This window comes from Actinomadura miaoliensis (assembly GCF_039536785.1).
Classification (GTDB): Bacteria; Actinomycetota; Actinomycetes; order Streptosporangiales; family Streptosporangiaceae; genus Spirillospora; species Spirillospora miaoliensis.
In genome coordinates, this window is record NZ_BAAAZG010000058.1 from 19,736 (window position 1) to 44,593 (window position 24,858).

The 24,858-nt window shown below is 73.1% G+C and carries 26 protein-coding genes; 18 read left to right on the forward strand and 8 right to left on the reverse strand.

Going from position 1 to position 24,858, the window contains the following annotated elements; translation table 11 throughout:
- Positions 1 to 142 precede the first annotated feature (142 nt).
- Complete coding sequence (locus ABD811_RS36450) at positions 143 to 2,251, forward strand: SpoIIE family protein phosphatase (protein WP_344956979.1); 2,109 nt, start codon at positions 143 to 145, stop codon at positions 2,249 to 2,251.
- A gap of 33 nt (positions 2,252 to 2,284) precedes the next feature.
- On the opposite strand, the gene ABD811_RS36455 is transcribed toward ABD811_RS36450, so the two are convergent.
- Together ABD811_RS36455 and ABD811_RS36460 are read right to left on the reverse strand one after the other, a co-directional pair.
- The gene (locus tag ABD811_RS36455) at positions 2,285 to 4,075 is read right to left on the reverse strand and encodes an NAD+ synthase (RefSeq protein ID WP_344956896.1); all 1,791 of its coding nucleotides are present in this window, start codon (positions 4,073 to 4,075) and stop codon (positions 2,285 to 2,287) included.
- 69 nt (positions 4,076 to 4,144) lie between these two features.
- Positions 4,145 to 5,386: an MFS transporter gene (locus tag ABD811_RS36460; protein ID WP_344956898.1), complete on the reverse strand. Its 1,242-nt coding sequence runs from the start codon at positions 5,384 to 5,386 to the stop codon at positions 4,145 to 4,147.
- A 54-nt stretch (positions 5,387 to 5,440) separates the two neighbouring features.
- Between ABD811_RS36460 and ABD811_RS36465 the strand changes: the two genes are divergently transcribed.
- Entirely contained in the window at positions 5,441 to 6,427 is a 987-nt protein-coding gene (locus ABD811_RS36465; RefSeq protein WP_344956900.1) for a DUF5937 family protein, read from the forward strand.
- On the opposite strand, the gene ABD811_RS36470 is transcribed toward ABD811_RS36465, so the two are convergent.
- A complete protein-coding gene (locus ABD811_RS36470) occupies positions 6,424 to 7,467 on the reverse strand; it encodes a terpene synthase family protein (RefSeq protein ID WP_344956901.1) in 1,044 nt (347 codons plus the stop codon). The genes ABD811_RS36465 and ABD811_RS36470 overlap by 4 nt on opposite strands.
- A 263-nt stretch (positions 7,468 to 7,730) precedes the next feature.
- Here ABD811_RS36470 and ABD811_RS36475 point away from each other — a divergent pair, with 263 nt between their 5' ends.
- The 3 genes from ABD811_RS36475 to ABD811_RS36485 all read left to right on the forward strand — a co-directional run bounded on the left by ABD811_RS36475 (position 7,731) and on the right by ABD811_RS36485 (position 13,318).
- Complete coding sequence (locus ABD811_RS36475; protein WP_344956902.1) at positions 7,731 to 8,567, forward strand: ABC transporter substrate-binding protein; 837 nt, start codon at positions 7,731 to 7,733, stop codon at positions 8,565 to 8,567.
- Positions 8,568 to 8,813: 246 nt separating this feature from the next.
- Positions 8,814 to 10,175 (forward strand): type I glutamate--ammonia ligase, encoded by a 1,362-nt coding sequence (gene glnA / locus ABD811_RS36480; RefSeq protein WP_344956903.1) that lies wholly within the window; start codon positions 8,814 to 8,816, stop codon positions 10,173 to 10,175.
- Between the two features lie 95 nt (positions 10,176 to 10,270).
- On the forward strand, positions 10,271 to 13,318 hold the full coding sequence (locus ABD811_RS36485; protein ID WP_344956905.1) for a bifunctional [glutamine synthetase] adenylyltransferase/[glutamine synthetase]-adenylyl-L-tyrosine phosphorylase: 3,048 nt from the start codon (positions 10,271 to 10,273) through the stop codon (positions 13,316 to 13,318).
- A 41-nt stretch (positions 13,319 to 13,359) separates the two neighbouring features.
- Here ABD811_RS36485 and ABD811_RS36490 read toward each other — a convergent pair whose 3' ends face one another.
- The 5 genes from ABD811_RS36490 to ABD811_RS36510 all read right to left on the reverse strand — a co-directional run bounded on the left by ABD811_RS36490 (position 13,360) and on the right by ABD811_RS36510 (position 17,778).
- Complete coding sequence (locus ABD811_RS36490; protein WP_344956907.1) at positions 13,360 to 14,160, reverse strand: phosphatase PAP2 family protein; 801 nt, start codon at positions 14,158 to 14,160, stop codon at positions 13,360 to 13,362.
- A 25-nt stretch (positions 14,161 to 14,185) separates the two neighbouring features.
- Complete coding sequence (locus ABD811_RS36495) at positions 14,186 to 15,172, reverse strand: phosphatase PAP2 family protein (RefSeq protein ID WP_344956909.1); 987 nt, start codon at positions 15,170 to 15,172, stop codon at positions 14,186 to 14,188.
- Positions 15,173 to 15,364: 192 nt separating this feature from the next.
- Complete coding sequence (locus ABD811_RS36500; protein ID WP_344956911.1) at positions 15,365 to 15,790, reverse strand: OsmC family protein; 426 nt, start codon at positions 15,788 to 15,790, stop codon at positions 15,365 to 15,367.
- A gap of 95 nt (positions 15,791 to 15,885) precedes the next feature.
- Positions 15,886 to 16,989, reverse strand: coding sequence for a hypothetical protein (locus ABD811_RS36505; RefSeq protein WP_344956913.1), 1,104 nt, complete (start codon positions 16,987 to 16,989; stop codon positions 15,886 to 15,888).
- A 573-nt stretch (positions 16,990 to 17,562) separates the two neighbouring features.
- On the reverse strand, positions 17,563 to 17,778 hold the full coding sequence (locus ABD811_RS36510) for a hypothetical protein (protein ID WP_344956915.1): 216 nt from the start codon (positions 17,776 to 17,778) through the stop codon (positions 17,563 to 17,565).
- Positions 17,779 to 17,961: 183 nt separating this feature from the next.
- Here ABD811_RS36510 and ABD811_RS36515 point away from each other — a divergent pair, with 183 nt between their 5' ends.
- The 13 genes from ABD811_RS36515 to ABD811_RS36575 all read left to right on the forward strand — a co-directional run bounded on the left by ABD811_RS36515 (position 17,962) and on the right by ABD811_RS36575 (position 24,563).
- Entirely contained in the window at positions 17,962 to 18,093 is a 132-nt protein-coding gene (locus tag ABD811_RS36515) for a hypothetical protein (protein WP_344956917.1), read from the forward strand.
- Positions 18,090 to 18,494: a hypothetical protein gene (locus ABD811_RS36520; protein WP_344956919.1), complete on the forward strand. Its 405-nt coding sequence runs from the start codon at positions 18,090 to 18,092 to the stop codon at positions 18,492 to 18,494. Before ABD811_RS36515 ends, ABD811_RS36520 begins: the two co-directional genes overlap by 4 nt.
- Positions 18,491 to 18,943, forward strand: a complete 453-nt coding sequence (locus ABD811_RS36525; protein ID WP_344956921.1) for a transcriptional regulator — start codon at positions 18,491 to 18,493, stop codon at positions 18,941 to 18,943. The genes ABD811_RS36520 and ABD811_RS36525 overlap by 4 nt, the downstream gene beginning before the upstream one ends.
- Positions 18,940 to 19,143: a hypothetical protein gene (locus tag ABD811_RS36530; protein ID WP_344956923.1), complete on the forward strand. Its 204-nt coding sequence runs from the start codon at positions 18,940 to 18,942 to the stop codon at positions 19,141 to 19,143. Before ABD811_RS36525 ends, ABD811_RS36530 begins: the two co-directional genes overlap by 4 nt.
- Positions 19,140 to 20,132 (forward strand): hypothetical protein, encoded by a 993-nt coding sequence (locus tag ABD811_RS36535; protein WP_344956925.1) that lies wholly within the window; start codon positions 19,140 to 19,142, stop codon positions 20,130 to 20,132. Before ABD811_RS36530 ends, ABD811_RS36535 begins: the two co-directional genes overlap by 4 nt.
- Positions 20,129 to 20,293: a hypothetical protein gene (locus ABD811_RS36540; protein WP_344956927.1), complete on the forward strand. Its 165-nt coding sequence runs from the start codon at positions 20,129 to 20,131 to the stop codon at positions 20,291 to 20,293. The genes ABD811_RS36535 and ABD811_RS36540 overlap by 4 nt, the downstream gene beginning before the upstream one ends.
- A 35-nt stretch (positions 20,294 to 20,328) precedes the next feature.
- Complete coding sequence (locus ABD811_RS36545) at positions 20,329 to 20,601, forward strand: hypothetical protein (protein WP_344956929.1); 273 nt, start codon at positions 20,329 to 20,331, stop codon at positions 20,599 to 20,601.
- 57 nt (positions 20,602 to 20,658) lie between these two features.
- Complete coding sequence (locus tag ABD811_RS36550) at positions 20,659 to 20,823, forward strand: hypothetical protein (RefSeq protein WP_344956931.1); 165 nt, start codon at positions 20,659 to 20,661, stop codon at positions 20,821 to 20,823.
- A 70-nt stretch (positions 20,824 to 20,893) separates the two neighbouring features.
- Positions 20,894 to 23,107, forward strand: a complete 2,214-nt coding sequence (locus ABD811_RS36555) for a hypothetical protein (protein WP_344956933.1) — start codon at positions 20,894 to 20,896, stop codon at positions 23,105 to 23,107.
- A 112-nt stretch (positions 23,108 to 23,219) separates the two neighbouring features.
- Complete coding sequence (locus ABD811_RS36560; RefSeq protein ID WP_344956935.1) at positions 23,220 to 23,498, forward strand: hypothetical protein; 279 nt, start codon at positions 23,220 to 23,222, stop codon at positions 23,496 to 23,498.
- A 182-nt stretch (positions 23,499 to 23,680) separates the two neighbouring features.
- Positions 23,681 to 23,911, forward strand: coding sequence for a hypothetical protein (locus ABD811_RS36565; RefSeq protein WP_344956937.1), 231 nt, complete (start codon positions 23,681 to 23,683; stop codon positions 23,909 to 23,911).
- 92 nt (positions 23,912 to 24,003) lie between these two features.
- Positions 24,004 to 24,135 (forward strand): hypothetical protein, encoded by a 132-nt coding sequence (locus ABD811_RS36570; protein WP_344956939.1) that lies wholly within the window; start codon positions 24,004 to 24,006, stop codon positions 24,133 to 24,135.
- Between the two features lie 140 nt (positions 24,136 to 24,275).
- On the forward strand, positions 24,276 to 24,563 hold the full coding sequence (locus ABD811_RS36575) for a hypothetical protein (protein WP_344956941.1): 288 nt from the start codon (positions 24,276 to 24,278) through the stop codon (positions 24,561 to 24,563).
- Positions 24,564 to 24,858 lie beyond the last annotated feature (295 nt).

Consider the following 24,858-nt stretch of genomic DNA (forward strand, 5'->3'; position numbering starts at 1 on the left):
GCGGGCGCGCCGTGACCGCGCCCGCGTCCGTTTTCGACGCGGTAAGCGTGATCTTCTCCCCTCCGTCCCGTCCGATGCTCCATACTGGCGCTCGGGAGTGGTAGGCGGACGGCTGTCTGGAGCGCGTCAGGTGAGATCGGTGATGGCACCGCAAGGCGATGCGACGGCCGCCGACACGGCGTCGCGCACCCTGGTCCTCGGGGTGGACGCCGCGCGGCGCGTCGTGCAGTGCGGGCCCAACGCCGCGTCCGTCCTCGGCCACGCTCCGGCCGAGGTCATCGGGCGGTCGGCCGCCGAACTGGTGGTCGACGAGGCCAAGGCCGACCTGGAGATCCTGCTGGAGGGGCTGGCCACCGGCCACGAACGCAGCAAGGCGCTGACGATGCGGCGCGCCGACGGCACCACCACCGACGCGGTGGTGACCGCCCAGCCGCTGGTCGGCGGCGACTCGCCGGGCGTCCCGGCCGGGCTGCTGTTCGTGCGGGTGGCGCTGCCGCCCAGCGAGCGCTACCAGGACCCGGCGCTGATGCGCCGCGCGCTGATGGACGACCCGCTGGCCCGGTTCGGCGCGTCCCTCGACCTTGACCAGGCCGCCCGCGGGCTGGTCGACGTGATCGTCCCGCACTACTGCACCACCGCCTCGGTGCTGGTGCTGGAGAGCCTGGTCGCCGCCGACGAGGTGCACGAGGAGACCGGCGCGGCCGTGCTGCGCCGCATCGCCGTCACCTCCGATGACGAGAACCCGATGTGGACGGCGACCTTCCCGGTCGGTGAGGTCCTGGTGTATCCGGAGGGCACCCCGTACCGGGAGGTCCTGCAGACCATGCGGCCGGTGCACCTGCCGCTGGTGGACGCCGAGATCGCCGGCGACATCGCGCGGCGCTGGCGGCGCGGCCCGGCGGGCGATCTGCTCACCGGCGTGTCGATGGTGCTGCTGCCGCTGGTGGCCCACGACACCCTGCTGGGCTTCATCGCCTGCACCCGCGTCCCCGGGTTCCGCCGCTTCGACGCCTACGACGTCGAGATCGGCATGGAGTTCGCCTCCCGCGCCGCCATCGTCATCGACAACGCGCGCCGCTACAGCCGCGAGCGCGCCACCGCGCTGGCGCTGCAGCGCTCGCTGCTGCCCAACCGGCTGTCGGCGCCCTCGTCGGTCGAGGTGCGCCACCGCTACCTGCCCGGCAGCAAGCTCGTCGAGGTCGGCGGCGACTGGTACGAGTCGATCGCGCTGCCCGGGGCGCGGGTCGCGCTGATCGTCGGGGACGTGGCCGGGCACGGCGTGCGGGCCGCCGTCACCATGGGACGGCTGCGCACCGCCCTGCACACGCTGGCCAACCTGGAACTTCCGCCCGCCGACGCGCTGCACGTCATGCACGAGCTGATGATCGAGCTCGGCGAGCAGGAGCCGCACTTCGCCACCTGCGTGTACGCGGTGTACGACGCCACCACCGGCACGATCGAGATCGCCTCGGCCGGGCACCTGCCGCCGCTGCTGGCGCGCCCCGACGGCAGCGGCGAGTACCTCAAGGTGCCGCCCGCCCCGCCGCTCGGGGTGTCCGGCGGCGCCACCATCGAGAGCCGCGAGTTCACCGTCGAGGACGGCAGCGTCTTCGTCATCTACACCGACGGCCTGGTGGAGAACCGCGGCACCGACATCGACGACGGCCTGGCCCGGCTGCGCGGCGTGTTCGGTCCCGGCACCGTGGAGCGTCCCATGGAGGATCTCGCCAAGGCGACGCTGGCGGGCGTGTACGCCGACCACCACCGCGACGACATCGCCGTGCTGATCGCCCGGCTGCGGCGCCTGCCGCAGGAGCGGTACGCCTCCTGGACCCTGCCGCACGACCCGGCCGCCGTGCGCCGCGCCCGCGGCCTGGTGCGCCGCAGGCTCGCGGACTGGGACCTGGACGAGCTGTCCTACACCACCGAGCTGCTCGCGTCCGAGCTGATCACCAACGCGCTGCGGTACGCCCGCAGCGGCGGCCCGATCGAGCTGCGACTGCTGCTGGAGCGCACCCTGGTGCTGGAGGTGATGGACCGGTCCGCCGCGCTGCCGCGCCTGCGGCACGCCGCCGACGACGACGAGAACGGACGCGGACTGCTGGTGGTCAGCCAGCTCGCGCACCGCTGGGGCTCCCGCCGCACCGCCGCGGGCAAGGTCGTGTGGTGCGAGCAGATCGTCCCCGGCGTCGACCCGGACCCGTCCGAGACCGTCGACACCTGGCCCGGCGAGAACCACCACAAGGAGTGAACCCAGGGGGCGACCCCCTGGAATCCCCGGGGGTCACTGGCCGGAGGGTTCGCGCCAGCGGTTGGTGATGGGCAGGCGGCGGTCCCGGCCGAAGTTCTTCGGGGTGATCTTGGGGCCGGGCGGGTACTGGCGCCGCTTGTACTCGGCCAGGTCCACCAGCCGGATCACCCGTTCCACCAGCTCGGGGTCGTGGCCCGCGGCGACCAGGGCGTCGCGGCCGAGGTCGTGCTCCACGTAGTCGACCAGCAGCGGGTCCAGGATGTCGTAGGGGGGCAGCGAGTCGATGTCGCGCTGGCCGGGGCGCAGCTCGGCCGACGGCTCCTTGAGGATGATCTCCTCGGGGATCGGCTCGGCGTCCAGCGCCCGCCAGAACGGCGAGCCCTGGCCGACGCGGGTGTTGCGCCAGCGCGCCAGCTCCCACACCATCGTCTTGGTGACGTCCTTGATCGGGCCGAAGCCGCCCGCGGAGTCGCCGTACAGGGTGGAGTAGCCGGTGGCCAGCTCGCTCTTGTTGCCGCCGGTCAGCACCAGGTGGCCGGACTCGTTGGACAGCCCCATCCACACGTTGGCGCGGATGCGGGCCTGCAGGTTCTCGGCGGCCAGCCCGTGCAGGTCCAGCTCGGCCTCGAACGCGTCGACCATGCCGCGGATCGGCACGATCCGCGAGTTCAGGCCCTGCCGCTTGACCAGCTCCTCGGCGTCGCTGACCGAGTGCTCGGAGGAGTAGCGGCTGGGCAGCAGCACCACGTGCACGTTGTCCGCGCCGATCGCGTCGGCGGCGATCGTGGCGACCAGGGCCGAGTCGATGCCGCCGGACAGCCCGAGGATCACCGAGCGGAAGCCGTTCTTGCGGACGTAGTCGCGCGTGCCGAGCACCAGCGCCGCGTACACCTCGCCCAGGTCGTCCAGCGGCTCGGCGCACTCCGGCGGGGCCGCCTCGTAGGCGGGCACGGGCGTCCCGGACAGGATCCGCCGCTCGACGGTGATGGTGGTGCCGTCGCCGGCGTCCACCGGCCGGCTGCCGGCGCCCACGGACGGGTCGGCCTCGGGCAGGTCCAGGTCGGTCACCAGCAGGTGCTCGGCGAACTGCGGGGCGCGCGCCAGCAGGCCGCCGTCGGCGCCGACGATCACCGAGTCGCCGTCGAACACCAGCTCGTCCTGGCCGCCGACCATGTTGACGTACGCCAGGCAGCAGCCCGCCTCCCGGGCGCGCCGGGCGCACAGGTCGAGCCGCACGTCGTCCTTGCTGCGCTCGTAGGGGGAGGCGTTGACGACCAGCAGCAGGCCCGCGCGGGCGGCGCGGGTGACGCCGACCGGGCCGCCGTCCTGCCACAGGTCCTCGCAGATGACGGTGGCGACGTCCACCCCGTGCAGGCGGACGACCGGCAGCCGGTCGCCACGCGCGAAGTAGCGGTACTCGTCGAAGACGCCGTAGTTGGGCAGGTGGTGCTTGGCGGACCGGGCCAGCACGCCGCCCTCGTGCAGCCACGCCACGGCGTTGTACGACGAGGGCAGGGGCTGCCCGGCGCGCACGGGGGCGTCCGTGCGGTCCAGGTAGCCGGTGACGACGGGCAGGTGGCCGAGGCCCTCGTCGGCGAGCCGGCGGGCGGTGCGGCCGAGCGCGCGCCGCGACGCGTCCACGAACGACTGGCGCAGCGCCAGATCCTCGACCGGATAGCCGGTGAGCATCATCTCGGGGAAGACCACCACGTGCGCGCCCGCCCCGGCGGCGCGCCGCGTCCACTCGACGATCAGGTCGGCGTTGCCGTCCAGGTCGCCGACCGTCGGGTTCACCTGTGCGAGCGCTATCCGAAGCTGTGCCACGTCCACAGGGTAAGCCGGGGAGGGATCGCGGCACGAGCCCCAGTTTCGTCATTGTGACGAAAAGAACGCTCAGTCCCCGGCGGCGCGACGCCGGATCGCGGGGGCGAGGGCGAGCTGGGCGGCCGCCGCGCCCACGGCCAGGGCCGCGCACACCGGCCACAGGACGTGCGCGCCGTACCCGAGCAGCTGCGTCCCGCCGAGGGGGGCCAGCAGGAACCCGCCCGACCACGCCACGCCCCACACCGCGTTGTAGCGCCCGCGCAGGTGAACGGGGGCCAGGTTGGACACGACGGCCTGCAGCACCGCCGCGGCGACGACCTCGCCGAGGGACCCGACCGCGACGGCCCCGGCGTACGCCCAGACGCCGGTGGCCAGGGCGGTCAGCAGATTGCCCGCGCCGAGCAGCAGGAATCCGCCGACCAGCACCAGGCTGTGGTCGCGGCGGCTCAGCCACGCGCCCACCAGCGGCTGCACCGTGACGATCACGACGCCGTTGACCGCGATGACCAGCCCGTACGCCTCCGGCCCGAGCCCGTGCTCCCGCATCGCCAGCGGCATCGTGGTCATGTACTGCATCAGCACGAACGTGTAGACCAGGCAGATCAGGACGAACGCCGTCATGACCCGGTCGCGCAGCACGTCGGCGAACCCGCCGGGCTCGTGGCCGCCGGCGCCGTCCGGGCGCGTCTCCGGCACCGCCCGCCACACCAGCAGCCCGAACACCGCGCAGGTCAGGGCGTCGATCCAGAACAGCCAGTGGTAGCCGGCGTGGGCCAGCGCGCCGCCGGCCACCATCGCCGCCGAGAACCCCAGGTTGGTCGCCCAGAACAGCAGCCCGAACGCGCGCGGCCGGTCGGCGGGCGCGATCAGGTCGGCGACGATCGCCGCGGACGCGGGCCGCCACATGTCCAGCGCCATCCCGGTGACCAGCGCGGCCGCGGTGATCGCGGGCATGCCCTGCGCGTGGCCCAGCGCCAGCAGCCCGGCCCCGGCGGCCAGCGTGGCCAGGGTGAGGGTGGCGCGGCGTCCGATCCGGTCGGCCAGCGCGCCGCCCGCGAGCTGCCCGGCCACCGTGCCGAGCCCGAGCACCGCCAGCACCACGCCCGCCTGCCGCAGCGACAGGTCGCGCGCCGTGGTCAGGTAAAGGCCGAGGTAGGGCTCGACCATGGTGCCGAGGCGGTTGAGGAGCGTCCCGGTCCACAGCACCCAGAACGGGCGCGGCATGCCGCCCAGACGGGGCCGCAGGAACGCGGCCGCACGGCCGGAGGCGGGGGCGGGTACAGGCGAGGTCGGCTGGTCCACTGCTGTCACACGACGATGGTCCGGACCGGCGACGCCCGCCGGTACTGATTTAGGCTGGGCTAAATGATCGAGTTCGTGTTCGGGCCCGACGACGTGGCCCGGGTGCGGTTCGCGTTCTCACCGCTGTGGGAGCTCGTGCGCAGCGTCCGCGTCCTGGCCGACCCGTCCGCGCACGCCCTGCACCTGCCCTGGATGCGCGCCGTGCGCCCGCGCCTGCGCGAACTCGACCTGATGCCGCTGCGCGCGCTGGTGCCGCGGCACGGCTACATCCCCGACTTCCTGACCCCGCCGCCCGAGTCGCCCCTGCCCGACTTCGGCACCGAACTGGAGACCGTCCGCTCCACGCCGCCCGACGTCGTCGCCAAGGAGCTGTGCTGGGTGGAACGCGGCGGTGTCCTGGGGCCCGAGCGCCTGGCCATGGCCGCCGCCCCGGAACGCACCCTCGAAACCCTCACCGACCTGCTCGACCGCTACTGGAAGGCCGCGATCGAGCCGTACTGGGACGCGATCCGCGACCTGCTGGAGGCCGACGTGCTGCGCCGTACGCGCGCCCAGGCGGCCCACGGCGCGGAAGGGCTGTTCGCGGGGCTGCACGACGCCGTCCGCTGGCGGGCCGGCACGCTCGCCATCGACCGGGACTGGGAGTTCCGGGGCGCCCTGGGCGGACGGGGGCTGCTTCTCGTGCCGAGCGTGTTCGTGTGGCCCTGGGTGTCGGTGATGGTCCCGCCCTACCAGCCGATGCTGGGCTACCCCGTGTCGGGCGTGGGAACGCTGTGGGAGACCGCCCCGGCCGCACCACCCGACGCCCTGGCCGCGCTCATCGGCCGCCGCCGCGCGCAACTGCTGACCGTCCTGGCGTCCCCGGCGTCGACGACCGAACTGTCACGCCGCCTGGGCGTCACCCCCGGAGCGGTGAGCCAGCACCTCGGCGTGCTGCGCGCCTGCGGCCTGGTCGCCGGCCACCGGGTGGGACGCCGCGTCCTCTACACCCGCACCCCGTCCGGCGACGCGCTGGCGCAGACCGCCACGGCGCAGAGCACGAACGGCTAGGGACGCAGGTGCGACAGAGTGTCCAGGCCGGGCGGACGCCGCCCCGACGCGGTCGCCACCGCGTCGGCGGAGGCGTTGTAGCGGCCCGACTCGGTGAGCCAGTCCACGTGCGCGCGCGGGGTGCCCAGCAGCACCCGCGCGATCTGCGAGGCCGTCTGGCGCTGTTCAGGGGACAGTTCCAGGCGGTCCATCGTGGCGGGCAGCACGCGCACCGCCTCCTGCACCTCGTCCAGCCGCTCGACGATGCGGTCGAGCACCAGCCTGGCGCCCTCGCGCGGCCGGCACCCGTGCGTCTGGCACATCACGGCGACCAGGTTGTGCGCGTCCTGGCGGGCGTCCTCCATGGTGAACGAGGCGATGTCGTTCGACCAGGCGACGACGTCGGCGACGCCCTCGGACAGGATCACCCACTGCGGCGAGGTCGTCAGCCGGTCCGCCAGCACCACGCCCAGCACCGGCTCGACCAGGTCGTACAGGAACGGCGCGGCGGCCCGGCGGCGCAACCCCGCGTACTCGCGCGGGGCAGGCACCCGGCCGGTGCGGCGGTTGACCGCCTCCTGGGCGCAGCCGGTGCGGTGCGCCTCCATGTGCAGCATGAACCGGCGCCGCCACTCGCGGTCCATCCGGGTGGCGGTGACGTCCCACAGCTCGACCAGCGTGGTCTCCAGGGGACGGGCCCCGGGACGGGCGTGCCCGAGCCGCATGGCGCGCAGCAGATCCTCGTACAGCTCGTGCACGGCGGTGGCGCTGCCCGCCAGCGGCTCCTGGTCGAGCGTGTCGTCCAGCGCGAACGCCCACGTCAGCCAGCGTGCGAACAGGTCGACCCGGTCGAGGTCGGCGGTGGGGAACACGCGGGCGGCCAGCCGTTCGAAGCGGCCGCGGCCCAGTGGCGAGCCGTCCGGGTCGCCCAGGATCAGCCCGCGTCCGCGCGCCCAGCCGTCCACCCGTTCGCCCAGCGGCCAGGCGTCCGGGTGCATGGCCGACGGGGTGGCCAGCACGGCCACCCGGTCGGTCAGCGAGAGCAGGAGTGATGCGTCCACGACGGGTCCCACGCTATTGATCAGCGGTTATTGCGGGCCATGATCGCAACGTCAAATCTCCGGAAAAGCGGATGAGCGGCGGCCACCGGAGCCCCAAAACGGGGCCTTGGGGGCGTTCGGACCTCCGCGCCCCGGGGCGGGATCCGCCGACGAGACACCCGCGCGGATCCGGCATGGCATATTTCTCCCGCGTGCGGTCCCTCGCGTACGCGGAAGACGCGCGGGAGACGTGCGCGGGAGAAAAGTGAACAGCGGGAGGAAGAGTGTCCGGAGCATCCCCTCGGCGTCCGGTTCTCGGCGCGGTGCTGGCCGCGCTGGCGCTGGCCGCCGCGGCGTGCGGCGGCGACGGTGCCACCGTGCAGGGTGTGAAGCTGGTCGGGAAGGGGCGTCTCACCTCGTGCGCGCACCTGCCCCATCCGCCCTTCCAGACGGAGCGGGGCGGCAGGGTGGTCGGGTTCGACGTCGAGATGCTCGACCTCGTGGCCAGGCGGCTCGGCGTGACCCAGCGCGTCGTCGAGGTCCCGTTCGCGACGATGACGAACGGCGAGGCGCTCGAGGCCCGCAGGTGCGACGTCGTCATGGGCGCCATGGCCATCACCCCCGAGCGCACCGCCAGCATGGACGCCTCCAAGCCCTACTTCGACGCCGCCCTGGCGCTGGTGGCCAGGAAGGGCGGCGGGATCGGCTCGCTGGAGGAGGTCGAGGCGGGCGGCCTCAGGCTCGGCGCGCAGTCGTCCACCGCCGGCGAACAGTACGTCAAGGACAGGGACTTCGACCCCCGGTCGTACGACGACCCGCAGGCCGCGCTGAACGGCCTGCGCGCCGGGAAGGTCGACGCGGTCGTGCTGGACTACCCCGTCGCCCGGAACCTGCTGCGGCCCCCGGCCGGCTCCGGCATGGAGATCGTCGCCACCCCCCGCACCGGCGAGCGGTACGGCTTCTGGGTGCGCAAGAACCGCAACCGCGCGCTGGTCCGGCTGATCGACCAGGTGATCGACCAGGCCAGGGCGGACGGCACCTACGAGCGGATGTACCGCAAGTGGATCGGCCCCGTGCCGAAGGCGGGCGGCGACGACCGGTCCGGCGGCGCCTCCAGGTGACCTCCGGCGCCGTTGTGACGGGTGCTCGGGTCATGTGGCACAGTGGAGCGAACAGGGCATATGCGGGGCATATGCGCGGTTTGCTCCCGGGACGGCTCCGCGGCTCGTCCCGTAACGTCGTCGAAACAGCGGCGAGGCATACTGCAAAGTCCCGGACCTGTCGGCACCAGTGCAAACGCCCGTTAAAGCAACCCCGGGCGCGGGCATGGACCGGGCAGTCGGGCAAGCTCATGAGGGAGTAAGGCTTTGGACCGTCAGCAGGAGTTCGTGCTCCGCACCCTGGAGGAGCGCGACATCCGCTTCATCCGGCTGTGGTTCACCGACGTGCTCGGGTTCCTGAAGTCCGTCGCGGTCGCCCCCGCCGAGCTGGAAGGCGCCTTCGACGAGGGCATCGGCTTCGACGGGTCGGCCGTGGAGGGCTTCGCCCGCGTCTACGAGGCCGACATGATCGCCAAGCCGGACCCGTCCACCTTCCAGGTCCTGCCCTGGCGCAGCGAGTCGCCCGGCGTGGCCCGCATGTTCTGCGACATCCTCATGCCGGACGGCACCCCCAGCTTCGCCGACCCGCGCTACGTGCTCAAGCGCGCCCTGGCCCGGGCCGCCGACCTCGGCTTCACCTTCTACACCCACCCCGAGATCGAGTTCTTCCTGCTGCGCGACCGGCCCGACGACGGCCGCGAGCCCGACCCGGTGGACGCCGGGGGCTACTTCGACCACACCCCGCACAGCGCCGCGCACGACTTCCGGCGCAACGCGATCATGATGCTGGAGGCCATGGGCATCTCGGTGGAGTTCAGCCACCACGAGAACGCCCCCGGCCAGCAGGAGATCGACCTGCGCTACGCCGACGCGCTCACCACCGCCGACAACATCATGACGTTCCGGCTGGTGATGAAGGAGGTCGCGCTGGAGCAGGGGGTGTACGCCACGTTCATGCCCAAGCCGTTCACCGACCACCCCGGCTCGGGCATGCACACCCACATGTCGCTGTTCGAGGGCGACCGCAACGCCTTCTACGAGCCGGGCGCCGAGTTCCAGCTGTCCAAGGTGGGCCGCGCGTTCATCGCGGGCGTGCTGCGGCACTCCGCCGAGATCACCGCCGTGTGCAACCAGTGGGTCAACTCCTACAAGCGGCTGTGGGGCGGCGTCGGCTCCACCGCGGGCGCCGGCGGCGAGGCCCCGCCGTACATCTGCTGGGGCCACAACAACCGCTCGGCGCTGGTGCGGGTGCCGATGTACAAGCCGCACAAGGGCCACTCCACCCGCATCGAGTTCCGCTCGCTGGACTCGGCCTGCAACCCCTACCTGGCGTTCGCGGCCATCCTCGGCGCCGGGCTGAAGGGCATCGAGCAGGGCTACGAGCTGCCGCCGGGCGCCGAGGACGACGTGTGGGCGCTCACCCCGGCCGAGCGGCGCGCCATGGGCATCCGCCCGCTGCCGCAGAGCCTGGACGAGGCCATCCACGCGATGGAGCGCAGCGAGCTGATGGCCGACGTGCTCGGCGAGCACACCTTCGACTTCTTCCTGCGCAACAAGCGCCAGGAGTGGGAGGACTACCGCCGCCAGGTCACCGAGTACGAACGCCGCCGCCTGATCGCCATTCTCTGAGCGCCCTTTTCCGGCCGCGTCCCGGAGACGGAATCGAGATGTCCGGGTGGGCGCTTGGGGAGTGCCATGGGGCGCATTCGGTTTAACGTGAGTTCGTGAGCGTGCCGTGGACACCCGACCGCCGTCCCTCTCTGCCGGGGCGGCTGGCGAGGCTCGGATTCAACGAAGCGGGACGGGCCGAACGGCTGCTGCGTGAGGCCGAGGATGCCGGCGTCCCGCTCGGCGACGACCTGCTGGACGGCCTGGGCGCCACGGCCGACCCGGACCTCGCTCTCGACGGCCTGCTGCGGCTGCTGACCGCCGCGTCCGGCGACCGCGAGCTGCGCGCGGCGCTGGAGCACGAGCGGCCCGTCCGCGAACGGCTGCTGGCGGTGCTGGGGGTCAGCGCCGCGTTCGCCGACCACCTCGGCCGCCACCCCGGGCACTGGCGGGCGCTCCGGGACGATGGATCGGTCCAAACGGATCCGCGGACCGCCCTGCTCGACGCCGTGGGCGCCGATCCGCACGCCGCCGAGCCCGTCGCCCGCGACGCCTCCCCCGAGACGCTGGTGGCGCTGCGCGTGGCCTACCGGCGGCGGCTGCTGTGCCTGGCGGGCCGCGACCTGACCGGCGCCGCCGACGTCGCCGAGGTCGCCGCCGAGCTGGCCGACCTGGCCGCCGCGGCGCTGCAGGCGGGCCTGGCCGTGGCGCGCGCCGAGGTGCCCGAGCACACCGCCTGCCGGCTGGCCGTGATCGGCATGGGCAAGTGCGGCGGCCGCGAGCTCAACTACGTCAGCGACGTCGACGTGATCTTCGTGGCGGAGCCGCGCGACGGCCACCCCGAGGACGCCGCCCTGCGCGCCGCCACCCGCCTGGCCTCGGCCATGATGCGGGCCTGCTCGGCGCACACCGTCGAGGGCGCGCTGTGGGAGGTGGACGCGGCGCTGCGTCCCGAGGGCAAGGCGGGGCCGCTGGTGCGCTCGCCCGCCAGCCACCGCGCCTACTACGAGCGCTGGGCCAAGACCTGGGAGTTCCAGGCGCTGCTCAAGGCCCGTCCCGTCGCCGGGGACCCCGACCTCGGCGCCCGCTACCTCGACATGATCAACCCGCTGGTGTGGAAGGCCGCGGCGGGGGAGGGGTTCGTCGAGGACGTGCAGTCGATGCGCCGCCGCGTCGAGGCCCACCTCAACCGCCGCGACCCCGCCGCAGACCGCGAGTTGAAGCTCGGCCCCGGCGGGCTGCGCGACGTCGAGTTCGCGGTGCAGCTGCTGCAGCTCGTGCACGGCCGCGCCGACGAGACGCTGCGCGGCCGCGGCACCCTGGAGGCGCTGACCGCGCTGTCGCAGGGCGGGTACGTGGGCCGCGACGACGCCGCCGCGCTCGCCGCCGCGTACCGGTTCCTGCGCCGCGTCGAGCACCTCGTCCAGCTGCACCGGCTGCGCCGCACCCACGTGGTCCCCGACGACCCGGCCGACCTGCGCCGCCTCGGCCGCGCCCTCGGCCTGCGCACCGATCCGGTCGGCGAGTTCACCGCGCTGTGGCGGCGCCACGCCCGCGAGGTGCGGCGCCTGCACGAGAAGCTGTTCTACCGGCCGCTGCTGCGCGCCGTGGCCCGCCTCCCCGGGCCCGAGGCCCGCCTCACCCCCGAGGCCGCCCGCACCCGCCTGGAGGCGCTCGGCTACGCCGACCCGGCGGGCGCGCTCCGGCACATCGAGGCGCTGACGGCCGGGGTGTCGCGGCGCGCCGCCATCCAGCGCACGCTGCTGCCGGTCATGCTCGGCTGGTTCGCCGACGCCCCCGACCCCGACGCGGGCCTGCTCGGCTTCCGCCGCGTCAGCGACGCCCTCGGCACCACCCCCTGGTACCTGCGGCTGCTGCGCGACGAGGTGACCGTCGCCGAGCGCATGGCGTGGGTGCTCGGCTCCAGCCGGTACGCCACCGACCTGCTGCTGCGCGCCCCCGAGGCGGTGACCATGCTGGTCGGCGACGCCGAGCTGGCGCCGCGCCCGTACGGCCCGCTGCGCGCCGAGGCGCTGGCCGCCGTGCGCCGCCACGCCGACCCCGAGTCGGCCACCGGGCCCGGCGCCGGGGCCGGCGCGGCGCTGCCCGCCGAGGAGGCCGTCGCCGTCGTGCGCGGGTTGCGCCGCCGCGAGCTGTTCCGCGTGGCCGTCGCCGACCTGCTCGACCTGGCCGACGTGCGCGCCGTCGGGGAGGCGCTGTCCGACATCGCCACCGTCACCGTCGAGGCCGCGCTGCAGGCCGCCGTCAACAAGATCGAGATGGAGCGGCGGGGGCCGCTGCCCACCCGGATCGCCGTGGTGGCGATGGGCCGCTTCGGCGGGCACGAGCTCGGCTACGGCAGCGACGCCGACGTGATGTTCGTCCACGATCCGCCGCCCGGCGCCGACGAACGCGACGCGCACTCGGCCGCGCACGCCGTCGCCGAGGAGATGCGCCGCCTGCTGGCGCTGCCCGCCCCCGACCCGCCGCTGGAGATCGACCCCGACCTGCGCCCCGAGGGCCGCCAGGGGCCGCTGGTGCGCACGCTGGCCTCCTACGCGGCCTACTACGCCCGCTGGTCGGAGCCGTGGGAGAGCCAGGCCCTGCTGCGCGCCCACGCCACCATCGGGGACCGGGGGCTGTGCGAACGCTTCCACGCCGTCGTCGACCCGGTGCGCTGGCCCGAGGGCGGCATCGGCGACGACGCCGTCCGGCAGATCCGGCGGCTGAAGGCCCGCATGGAGTCCGAGCGGCTGCCGCGCGGCGTGGAACGGCGCCTGCACATCAAGCTCGGCCCCGGCGGGCTGTCGGACGTCGAGTGGGTCGCCCAGCTGCTGCAGCTGCGCCACGCCCACGACGTGCCCGCGCTGCGCACCACCCGCACCCTCGCGACCCTGGAGGCGGCCGCCGCCGAGAACCTGCTCGCCCCCGCCGACGCCGAGGTGCTGGCGGACGCCTGGCAGCTCGCCACCCGCCTGCGCAACGCGATCATGCTGGTGCGCGGCCGCGCCTCGGACGTGCTGCCGACCGACCACCACCACGAGCGCAGCGCCGTCAGCCGCATGCTCGGCTACCCCGGCACCGGCGACCTGCTGGAGGACTACCGCCGCCACGCCCGCCGCGCCCGCGCCGTCGTGGAAAGGGTCTTCTATGACGCGGACTGACCGGCGTCCCCGGGGGGCGTCCCCCCGCGGAAATACGCCGGCTAAGGGGTTGAGGACTGGCTGGTGGTGCGGGCGGGGACGAGGACGGCGAAGGCCCGGAAGGCGCCGTGGCCGAGGGCGAAGCCGCAGGCCAGTGCGACCGCTCCGCCGACGGCGTCCAGCAGGTAGTGGTTCGCGGTCCCCATGATCACGAAGATGGTGACGGTCGGGTACAGCGCGGCCACCGGCACCGTCCAGGGACGCCGCCGCCCGGCCACGCCGATCACCGTGACCGCGCACCACAGCGCCCACGCCGTGTGCATCGACGGCATCGCCGCGTACTGGTTGGACATCGACGCCATCGGCGAGGAGCCGTAGATGCCCCACGTCCCGAAGCTGATCACCGTGTCGGTGAAGCCGGGCAGCATGCGCGGCGGCGCCAGCGGATACAGCCAGAAGCCGACCAGCCCCACCATCGTCGTGGCGAACAGGACCGTGCGGTAGGTCGCGTACCGGTCCGGGTGCCGCGCGTACAGCCACACCAGGACCCCGATCGTCACGGCGAAGTGCATCGTGGCGTAGAAGTAGTTCGCCGGGATCGCCAGCCAGGCCTGGTCGACGAACAGCCGGTTCAGCGTGTACTCGATGTCGAGGTTCAGGTCGTACTCGAGGCTGAGGATCTCCTGCGCCCGGTGCGCGGCGGTGGCGTGGTCGGTCGGCACCAGGTTGCGGACCATGGAGTAGCAGCCGTAGCAGATCGCGATCAGCAGCAGCTCCGGCCACAGCCGGGGACGACGCGCCCGGCGTCGCGCGACGGCGCCGTCCGGGGAGGACTGCCCCGGCGCGTCGTCCGTCGTGGGCATGAGCCCCAGAATCCCAGAGGCCCGATCACCGCGCACGTGCGGACTTGCCGGAATGGAGGGGCGTGTCGCCCGTATCCCCGGTGTCCGGGTTCGTACCGCAGGTGTCGCCGTCCGTCCGCCGTCCGGGCGCGGACCGTCCGCGCCGCCTCGCCTTCGCATGAAGTTGTGCCTCCGCCCGCCGCTCGGCCACCGCGGTCTCCACGGTCTCCGCCCGCCGCGTCCGCTCCGGTCGCGTGCGGCGGTACAGCAGCCAGGACGCGTACAGGGCGGCCGCGGTCAACGCGATGCCCGCCACCGCGTCCAGCACGTAGTGGTTGGCGGTGGCCAGGATGACGGCCACCGTCGTGGCCGGATAGACGACGCCGAGCGCCCGCACCCATCGGCGGGCGGCCAGCCGCACCAGCACGAACCCGCACCACAGCGCCCATCCCGCGTGCATCGACGGCATGGCCGCGTACTGGTTGGTCAGCGTGCCGGACGCGTCGCTGGCGTACAGCCCCATCGAGTGCAGGGCCGTCACCGGGTCCACGAACCCCTCGTGCTCCAGGAACCGCGGCGGTGCCAGCGGGTACAGCCAGAACCCCAGCAGCGCCGCGCCCGTGGCCGTCATGATGCCCGTGCGCAGCCACCGGTAGTGGGCGGGGTGCCGCCGGTACACCCAGACGACGACGCCCAGTGTCACCGCGAAGTGGGCGGTGGCGTAGAAGACGTTGGCGGCGCGCGCCAGCCAGGGGACCTCCAGCAGCATCCGGTTGAGGCCCAGCTCGACGTCGATGCCCAGGGACCGCTCGAACGCCAGGATCTGGTCGGCGTGGGTGAACGCCGGCCCCGTGCCGTCCTGAACCAGGATCAGCCTCGTGAGCGTATATGCCGTGTAGAACAGCACGATCAGCGCCAGCTCGCGCCACACCGACGGCGCGAGCGACCCCACGGCCCCCGCCCGGGGCCGCGCCGTGACGCGGCCGGGGGGTGCGAACCGGCTGGGGGTGGCCGTGGGGGCGGTTTGGGCCATGCCGCCTATCCTTGCCGCGGGTCCATCATTTGAGATCACCGGGACGAATGGTCTTCTTCTCAGACTTGAGTAGTACGTCCCTGACGGGGCTTCGGACCTTTGGGGGGAGGGTGCGCGGAGTTCCCCGGATGAATCTCAGGGGTGTCCCTGATGAACGGGCGCGATCGTCCCCCGCGTCCGGGCCGGGGGATGCTAGGCGGAGTCGCTCTCCCCGGACGTCCCGGGCAGCACCTGCTCCACGGTCATCGGCTCCTTGAGCGCGTTGCCGACCGTGCAGTAGCTCTTGTGCACCCTGCGGGCCACGGCCTCGAACACCTCGGCGGCCTTCTCGTCGCCCTCGGGCAGCTCCACCTCGTAGCTGATGGTGATCGTGCCCAGCCTGCTGGTGGCGACCTTGTCGGCGTGGACGGTGGCGGCCAGCCGCGCCAGCCGGTGCCCGCGCTTGGCGGTCAGCGGCTCCACGGTGACCAGCTCGCAGCCGCCCAGCGCGGCCAGCAGCAGCTCGACGGGCGTGAACGCGCCCGGCGTCTCCCCGGAGCCGTCGACCGCGACCCGCGCCCTGCGGTCGTTGACCGCCTCGAAACCGTCGCCGGTGCGCTGGACCCTCACCGTGGCCATCTGATCCCCTTTGATCGTCGTGTCGCCGGGGCGGCCGCCGGGCCGCCCGTCGGCGGAACATGGTCAGCGACTCGAATGTTCCCCCGACACCGGACTTACGCGACCTTCAGGGTCCAGTCGTCCGCGCCGTACTTCGAGATGATCCCGGCGGACTGGTGTTGCAGCAGCTTGGTGCCGTTGTTGGGGGCGAGCGGATTGGCCACCTTGATTCTCGTCACACCGGCGGCGGCGTAGACGGCGGGGGTCCCGGACGGGGTGTGCAGGGTCTGCGCGGCGCCGCCGTTGAACTGGCAGCCGTCGAACAGGATCTCGCCCGCCGACCCGCGGATGAACACCTGGCCCCTGTCGGCGGGGCTCCGGCCGGTCGCGGCGGGATTGACGGCGTTGTTGAAGAACCAGCAGTCGCGGAACACCATCCCCTTGCCCCCCGTGATCAGGACGGCGGCGCCCTGGCAGGCGGTGGAGGCGTTGCGGCCCGTGCAGTCGAACAGGGTGCCGGTGAACACCAGGTTCCCGTACGACCCGTCGACGCGCACCCCGGTGGCGACCTCGGGGGTGAGGTAGAGCGGGCCGACCTGCGTGCGGGACATGTGCGGGAACCAGATGTAGAACATCGACGCCGTCAAATCGTGCGCCGACATGAACGACTTGCCCTCGACGAAGTAGTAGTTGTCGGACCCGGCGAGCTTGAGCTGGGTGTCGGTGCCGTTGTTGATGTAGACCCGCTCGATGCCGCACCGCACGTGCCGGGCGTGCATCACGGTCCTGAACCCCACCCAGGCCAGGCCGCGGAAGTCGGCGTCCTGGACGACCGGGCCGCCGGCGAAGTCGGTGACCGGGGTCTGGAAGTGCACGCCGCCGGACGCGGCGCGGAACTGCACGCCGGTGACGAACATGTTCTTCACGCCCCCGGCGGGCACCGAGAACAGCGCGCGGCCGCCGACGGTCGCGACGCACTGCGGCCCCGTGGAGGCGAACTCGCGCTCGATGGTGCCGAGGGAGCCGACGAGCCGGAAGCCGTCGTAGTACGGGTAGGGACCGCCGTCGAACGTGTGCGCCCGGTTGGCCAGAACGATCGCCGGCGGCCTGGTCTGCGCGGCCGCGTACGCCATGGCGGCCTTGAGCCTGGCGTCGTCGTCCGCGCCGCCGAAGCCGTCCAGGGGCACGCCGTACACCTGCACGGCGGGGACTGCGGCCATCGCTCGCCTCCCAAGCTCGGGCCGGACGCCGTCGGCGCGCCGGTACGGCTCGGACGGCCGCCGGTACCGGCCGGGGCGGGCGCGCTGGTCGCCCGTCGCCGGACGTGGTGCCCGGTACGTCCCGCCGCGGCCTCGTGCGTCCGGCCGGTGACGGATTCAGGGTAGGCCGGGCGGTCACTCCCCGTCGCCGCCCGAAGACGCCTGGCTCTCACGGGCCAGGGAGCTGTCACCCGGTGAGCGACGCGGCCGCGGTCAGCACCGTGGTCGCGCACAGTGCCGCCGCGGCGGGCGAGCGCATGCGAAAGGCCGCCCCGCCCCTGCCCAGAACGGACAGGCGGCCGGGCGGCCTCTCGCTTGTCGACGTCCCGTGGATGATGCCGTCAGGCAGCCCCGCGGGTACCGCGACGCCCGATCAGACGTCGTAGTAGAGCTCGAACTTTCGCCACGGGTTCCGCTGCCTGCAGTAATGGCCGCGACACGCTGACTGACCTGGCATTTCTCTGCTCAACGCTTCCGACTGATTCCGGCCGTCTCCGAAGCTCTGGCGGAACTGGCGCGGAACTGGAGCTTCGGCTAGGCGGGATCGTCGGAGGCGCGACCGGAGGACCAGTCCGTGACCGCCGGCCGGTCGGGCAGCTTTGCCCCGGGCCTGCGGAGGTACCAGCGCAAGAACTGGTTGATCACTTTGGCGCGGTCGGTGCCCATCATCGCCGTAGCGGCTTCGGCATCCTCCCACTCGGCATCGTCAATCCGGATGGACCGGTGCTGGGTTCTGGGCTTGTTCGGCACACGCCTGATCGTTTCAGGTGTACGTACAGATCTCAACGTGACTCCCTTGCGGTGTACGTACACCAGAGGCTACGGTGTACGTACACCAGAGGCAAGGCCCTGGGGTCAAACGCAAGACGGCCCCCGCCCGGCGAGTCCACCGCCTGACGAGGGCCTTGATCCGGACGCAGGAGGTCCGAACCCATGTTCATCTCACACGTGATCTACGCCGACGGCAAGTCGGCGACGGACGGCAAGTCGTCCACCTGGCCGCAGGGTGAGCCGCAGTCGGTGCGGGACGCCTACGACGCGCAGCAGAAGGGCGGCAAGAAGTGAGCGCCCCCGACCTGGTGGCGCTGGCCGCCGCCGTCCGTGCCCTGCTCGACGTGCCGTCGGCGGCGCCCGGTGCGTGGCCGCAGCGATGCGAGCTCATCGCCAGCCGCGCCGCGCAGCTGCGGGGCGTGCTGGGCGGCCTCGCCGAGATGGCCGAGGAGGACGACGTGGACCCGCGGGAGGTGGCGCGGCACGCACGCGCCGCGGTGCGGGCGATCGCCAAGACCGCCGACGACCTGCCGGTGACGTACCCGACCGCCACGGCGCCGCCCCTGCCGCGGTGCCTGCGCTGCGACGGCACCGGCGTTGACGACGGCGAGACCTGCCCCTCGTGCCACGGCGACGGCTACTACCAGCCGCTGTGGGACTGGGCCCCGCCCAACCGCGAGGAGGGGGGCCAGTGATAGGCGCGTCCCCGGCGGTGTTCGCGGTCGTGTTCGTCGCCCTGTACGTGGCGCACGAGGTCGGTGACCACTGGGTGCAGACCAGCGGCCAGGCGCTCGGTAAGGGTGCGGCCGGGTGGCCGGGCCGGTGGGCATGCATGCGGCACGTCGCCACGCTCACCGCGACCAAGCTCATCACGTTGGGCCTGGCCCTGATGGTGCTGGACCTGGCGCTGTCGCCGTGGGCGGTTGCGGCCGGCCTGGCGGTTGACGCCGCCTCGCACTACTGGGCGGACCGGCGCGTCACCCTGGCGGCGCTGGCCGAGCGGGTCGGCAAGGGCGAGTTCGTGCGGCTCGGTGACGGCGTGGCGGCCCCGGCCGGGACCGGCGCCTACGCGCTCGACCAGTCGTGGCACATCGCGTTCCTGTTCGTCGCGGCCCTGATCTCGTGCATCGGGGGTGCGGCATGACGACGGCGGAGATGCTGCGGGACGCCGGGGCGCTGGCGGTGCTGGCCGTGCTGGGCCTGGCGCTGGCGGTGCTGCTGCTGCGGCTGGTGGCGCTGCCGCTGGCCGGTACGGCGCTGGCGCTGGACTGGCTGGCCGAGGTGGCGGCGCGTCCGCTGCACGCGGCGGCCGGCGGCCCGGCCGGGACGGGGGTGCCGCGGTGAACACGCAGATCCCCGCGGCGGGTGGGCCGGACCCCGACGACATCGAGCAGGGCATCGCGGCCCTGGAGCGGCACCTGGCCGAGGTCGGCGACGCCACCACCGCCCAGGAGCACGCCGACGACGGCAACGAGCTGCAGGACGTGCCGTCCGGGGAAACCCGGCGGGTGCGGCGCCTGCGGGCCGAGGTCGCCGAGTCGCACCGCCTCGCCGAGCTGCAGGACGACGACACGCCCCTCACGCTCGACACGCCCAAGGTCCGCAAGCGGCGCAAGAAGGCGCACGAGGCCGCGCGGCTGCACCGGCTCGGCCAGGACCCCGCCATGCGGGCGTGGCAGGCCGCGCGGATGCGGCGGGTGCTGGTCACCGCGGCGATGCTGGCGCTCGCGCTGGCGCTGGCCTGGAGCACGGCCGGTGTCCAGAAGTTCGCCGCCGGCGACGCCGAGTCGTGGTCACCGGAGTGGCTGTTCGCCTGGTGCGTCGAGCCGTTCATGTCGCTGGCGCTCCTGGTGGTGGTAGGCGCGAAGTCCTACATGGGCGTTCGTGGGCAGCCGATCGAGTCCCGCACGCTCAACCGGATCGAATGGCTGTTCCTGGGGCTGACGGTCGGAATGAACGCCTGGCCGTACCTGCCGTGGGTGGCCGCCGAGTTCTCGGTGTCGCGGCTGGTGCTGCACATCCTCGGCCCGGTCGTGGCGGTCGCGGTCGTCACCGCCCTCCCGATCATCCTCGCCGCGTTCACCCGGCTGGACCACGGGCCTACCGGTGGCCTTACTGCCCCTACGTACAGGGACAACGCGCCCGCCGACCGGGCGGCCGGTAACCCGCCCGTACGGGTCGACGTGGCCGAGTTGACCGAGCGGGCCCGCGGCCTCATCGCAGCCGGGGAGCTGCCCGCCGAGCCGTCGGCGAACGCGCTGCGGCAGGCGCTGCGGTGCGGGATGGACACCGCCCGCGCCGTCCGCGACGCGCTGCGCGGGGGTGTGCGGTGAAGTCCCAGCCCTACCAGTGCCCCCACTGCTGGCAGATGCATTACGGAGGCAGCCGCCGCTGCCCTGTCTGCAACCTGCGCGGCGAGCAGATCAAGCTGTGCCGCCGCCACTTCACCGGCTACTCGCCCAACTGCGGCGAGTGTGCCAAGCGGACCAAGTGACCACCTGACCGGCACCAACACGAAGGAGATCACCCATGGCCAGCACCACCACGACACTGCCCCGCTACCGGGGCCTGTGCGGCGCGATCGTGACCATCCGCGAGCACACCACCCGCTACGCCTACGACTCCGAGTCCGAGTTCGGCTCCGAGCGCTACGGCCACGCCTGGGAGTGCGAGTGCGGCGTGTCCGGCAGCAGCGTCGAGATGATGCCCCACGACCGGCCCCGGACGCTGCAGCGGGTCCGCGAGGCCGCCAACGAGCACGCCGCCCAGTGCCGGGCGCTGCCCCCCACCGCCACCAAGTAGCCACCGACCCCCGGGCGGGGACGGCCCCGCCCGGCCAACCCACGAAGGAGATCAGCCATGGCCAGCAGCGACAGCAAGTGCGGCGCCAAGTTCACCAGCCGCGACGGCGAGGAGACGGTGACCTGCGACCGCGACGGGCGGCACGTGGTGCACCGCGACGCCGACGGGACCAAGGCCGTCCGGGTGCCGGGCGGCGCCGTCATCAGCAAGCCCAGCAAGTAGACCCCATGCCCGGCCGGGGCCCCATGCGACGGTCCGCCCCGGCCGGGCCCCTCACAGAGGAGATACCAGCATGGCATTCCCCGACGACCACACGGCCGAGGTGGTGTCGCTGGACAAGCGCCGGCGCGCCGCGGCCGACGCCGACACCCCGGGCGGGGAAGTGGTGCCCGCCGACTCCGCCGAGGTTGAGAACGTCGTCTACGAGGGCGAGATCGTTGACGACGGGCAGGACCAGGCCCCCGGCGGCGAGGTGGCCGAGCGTCCGTCGCGGCCGCTCGTGCCGTGGGCGGACCGGCCTGCCGACGACGTGGCGTGGGCGGTGACGCAGACGGCGCTGCGGGCCGGATGGACGGTCGGTCGTGGGCACGCCGTGTGGGTCCGCCGCCTGGTCGGCGCCGCCACCTACTCGACCTATCGCGAGCAGATTCGCGCGGCCCGCGCCGCCGGCGACCCCGAGCGCCTCGCCGAGTGGGTGGACAAGTACCGGGCCGCCAAGGCTGACAGGTGGGACCGGATCGGATCGGCGCCCCGCACCGTCATCGCGGCACTGCAGGTCGTCGGCCTGGTCCTGGCGATCGTGCTCGCCGTGCTGGTCGTCGTGGGTGTCGCGGTGGCGATGCGCGACGGTGGGTGGACGTGGGGCACCTGGTGGGGCTTCGTGGGTGACATGCTCGCCGCGGTCGGCGTGCTCGCCCAGGTCGTCCTGGTGGGCGCCGTCATCGTCGCGCCGATGGCGTGGCTGGCCGCGGCGTACCGGGCCGGTAAGGGCGAGACGGTGCCCCAGTGGCTGGCCGCGCCTGGCGACGCCGACAACGAGGCCGCGGGGGTCGTCGTCACCGCCGACACCGTGGTCCTGGCGCTGCAGCACCTGCGCATCCCCGAGTTGAAGCGGGCGTTCAAAGACGGGTGGCTGCCCAAGTTCACCACCCGGCCGGTACGTGACGGCCGCGGCTATCACATGGTGTTCGAACTGCCGTTGGGTGTGACGGCGGAGATGGTGTGCGACCAGCGGCCCGTGCTGGCCCGCAACCTGCACCGCGCCGAGGTGGAGGTGTGGCCGGCCGACGCTGAGAAGGTCGGCACCGGCCCGGCCGGTGCGGTCGACCTGTGGGTGGCCGACTCCGGGGCGCTGTCCAAGGCCGCCCCCGAGTACCCGCTGCTGCACGAGGGCACCGCCGACGTGTTCACCGGCGTCCCGGCCGGGGTGTCGCCGCGCGGCGACGTCATCACCGTGCCGATCGTGGCGAACAACTTCAGCGCGGGCGGGATGATGGGCCAGGGCAAGAGCAACGCGTGCCGCGTGGTGATGCTGGGGGCGGCGCTGGACCCGCTGCCGGAACTGTGGGTGCATGTGTTCGCCGGGAACGGCGACTTCGACGCCTACCAGCCGCGCCTGGCCCGGTACCACCGCGGCGCCACCGACGACGTGGCCGCCGCCGGACTGCAGTCCCTGCACGACCTGTACGCCGAGGTCGGGCGCCGGGAGGACCGCCTCGCCGAGCTGGGGGCGAAGAAGGTCACCCGGCAACTGGCGACCGAACACGCCGACCTGCGGCCGATCCTCGCCCTGTTCTCCGAGTGTCACGAGCTGTTCGGGCACGCCGAGTACGGCGAGGAGGCCGCCGAGGTCGCCACCCAGACCCTGCGCAGGGCCCGCAAGACCGGCATCTGGCTCGGGTTCGACACCCAGTCGTCCCGCGCCGACGCGATCCCACCGAAGATCATCGAACTGGTCTCGGTGAACAGCTGCTTCTACGTCAAGACCTGGCGCAGCAACGACGGGTTCCTCGGCGACGGGTCGTTCCAGGCCGGTATCCGCGCGACCGAGCTGCGGCCCGGCCGCGACCGCGGCACCAGCCTGATCACCGGAGTGTCCGACGCGCCGTTCGAGCTGCTCAAGTGGTACTTCGTCAAGGTCGACGACGACACCGGGTGGGACGCCGCCGCCGACGTCATCGCCCGCGCCGTCGCCCAGGTCGACCCGCGCACCCGCGTGCAGACCAACGCCGAGCCGCCCAAGGTCGAGACCCGGGACCTGCTCGACGACCTTGACGAGGTGCTGGGCTCCGAACGGGTGCGACTGGCCGACGTGCCGTCGCTGCTGCGGGACCTGGCGCCGGCCTGGGGTCCGTACCGCAAGCTCAACGGCAAGCAGCTCGGCGAGCGCTTGGACGAGCTGGGCGTGCGGGTGCCGCGGCCCGGCAACGTGGCGCAGGTCGACCCCGCCGAGGTCCGCCGCGTCATCGCCCAGCGCTCCACCGCCGACCTGGACCGCGAGGAGTGAAGCCCGCGGACCCAGAACGGAGCCCCAGCGGCACCCACAACGGACATGGCCCGGATGACCGCGTGTTCTCGTAGCAACTGAACCGCCCACACCAACACCAAGGAGGGGACCGATGTCCCGTCTCCCCAACCGGCCGGCCGCCCTGCAGGCCTACAAGGAACTCGCCGCCAAGTTCCCGCCCGGTGCGACCGTAGGGCACCGCGCGCACCCGTCGTGGCGCGGCACGGTCAGCGCCGAGGGCCGCCGCTCGATCCGTCTCGACCGCGCGCCGTCGGGCGGATACCAGCTGTGGGTCTTCGTCGCCTGGGATCACATGGAGGCGATGTGGGTGTACGCCGCGGACCTGACGGCCGTCGCCCAGCCCGCGGACGACGCGGACGGCCGGGAGTGAGGTAGATGGCCCCGCACCCGCTCAGACGCGCCTACAGGGCCGCTCAGAGGGCCCCGCCTCACCGGCCTAACCCGGCTAACACACCTAACTTTCCGCAGGTCACACGCAAGATGAGCCCCCGCCGGGCGGGAGGTGAGAAACCTAACCCGCCGCCCGGCACCTAACCCGAAAGGAAACCCACCATGGGACTGTTCAGCAACCGCAACGCCGACCGCCAGGCCGAGCGCGAGCGCCGAGAGGGCAAGGCCCGCGAGTACGGCGAGAAGGCCCGCAAGGCCCGCAAGGAGGCCGACAAGTACCGGCGCATGCTGGCCAACGGCGAGAGCGACCCCGCCGCGCTGCGGGAGGCCCTGAAGGACGCCGAGGTCGAGGCGCGTATCTGGGAACAGAACGCGCGCGACTACCGCCGCTGACCCGCACCCGGCCGGGCCTCCACCACCAGGGGCCCGGCCACCTCACGGACCGGCGAGACAGCTCACGCTCGAACACCCCCACAGGAGGAGCCATGAAGACCGAGGTTTCCAAGTGCCGCAACTGCGACGGCCGCGGCTACACCTACAAGTACTCGACCGTCTCGGGCTCGAAGGTGTGCGAAAAGGTCACCTGCAAGCCCTGCATGGGGACCGGCATGCAGTAGAACCACCGGCACCGGTAGGCGTCGGCCACCCCGCGACACGCGCCCCGTGAGAGCTCCCACCAACAAGCGGGCCGCGCCCGGCGACACCACCGCCGGCGCGGCCCTACGCCCCCCGCCTGCCGATCCAGGAGGAGGCCCTGATGGGCATCATCTCACCACCCCCCACCGGCCGTACCGAGCCCACTCTCGAGGAGCGCGCGAACCGCATGGTCGAGCGGGTCTTGCGCGTTGTCCAAGAGGTCGAGCGCCGTCACGGCGGAGAGGCCGGGACCGTGTTCGTCAACGTCTTCGCGGCGGGCATCGAAGACGAGATCACCGACGACGAAGCGCTCGCGCTGCTCACCGAGATCAAGGACACCGGCCGCTGGCAGGCCGCCGCCGACCGGCTGAACGAGGTCGGCCACGACTGGACCCGCCGGGCCGAGTAGCCGCCGCAGGTGTCAATCCATTGACACCTGACGCCCCCGTCAGCCTCGCGCGGCGGGGGCGTCGCCATGTCTGGGTTGGGCTCATCCCAATGCAGGTGCCCTGACCTGCGTGACGTTCATCGTGACGCAGACCCTGCACCCACCTTGAGGGGGTCGCAGGGGTACCCACGACGCGGGGACCCTTCGCAGGTCGGCCAGGGTCCGGCCCGTGCGTGCGAGGACGGGAAAAAACTCCCGCAGATCTGCGGGAGTTTCCCCCTGTCCGCCCCGTACACACGAGGCGGGAAGGGTAACG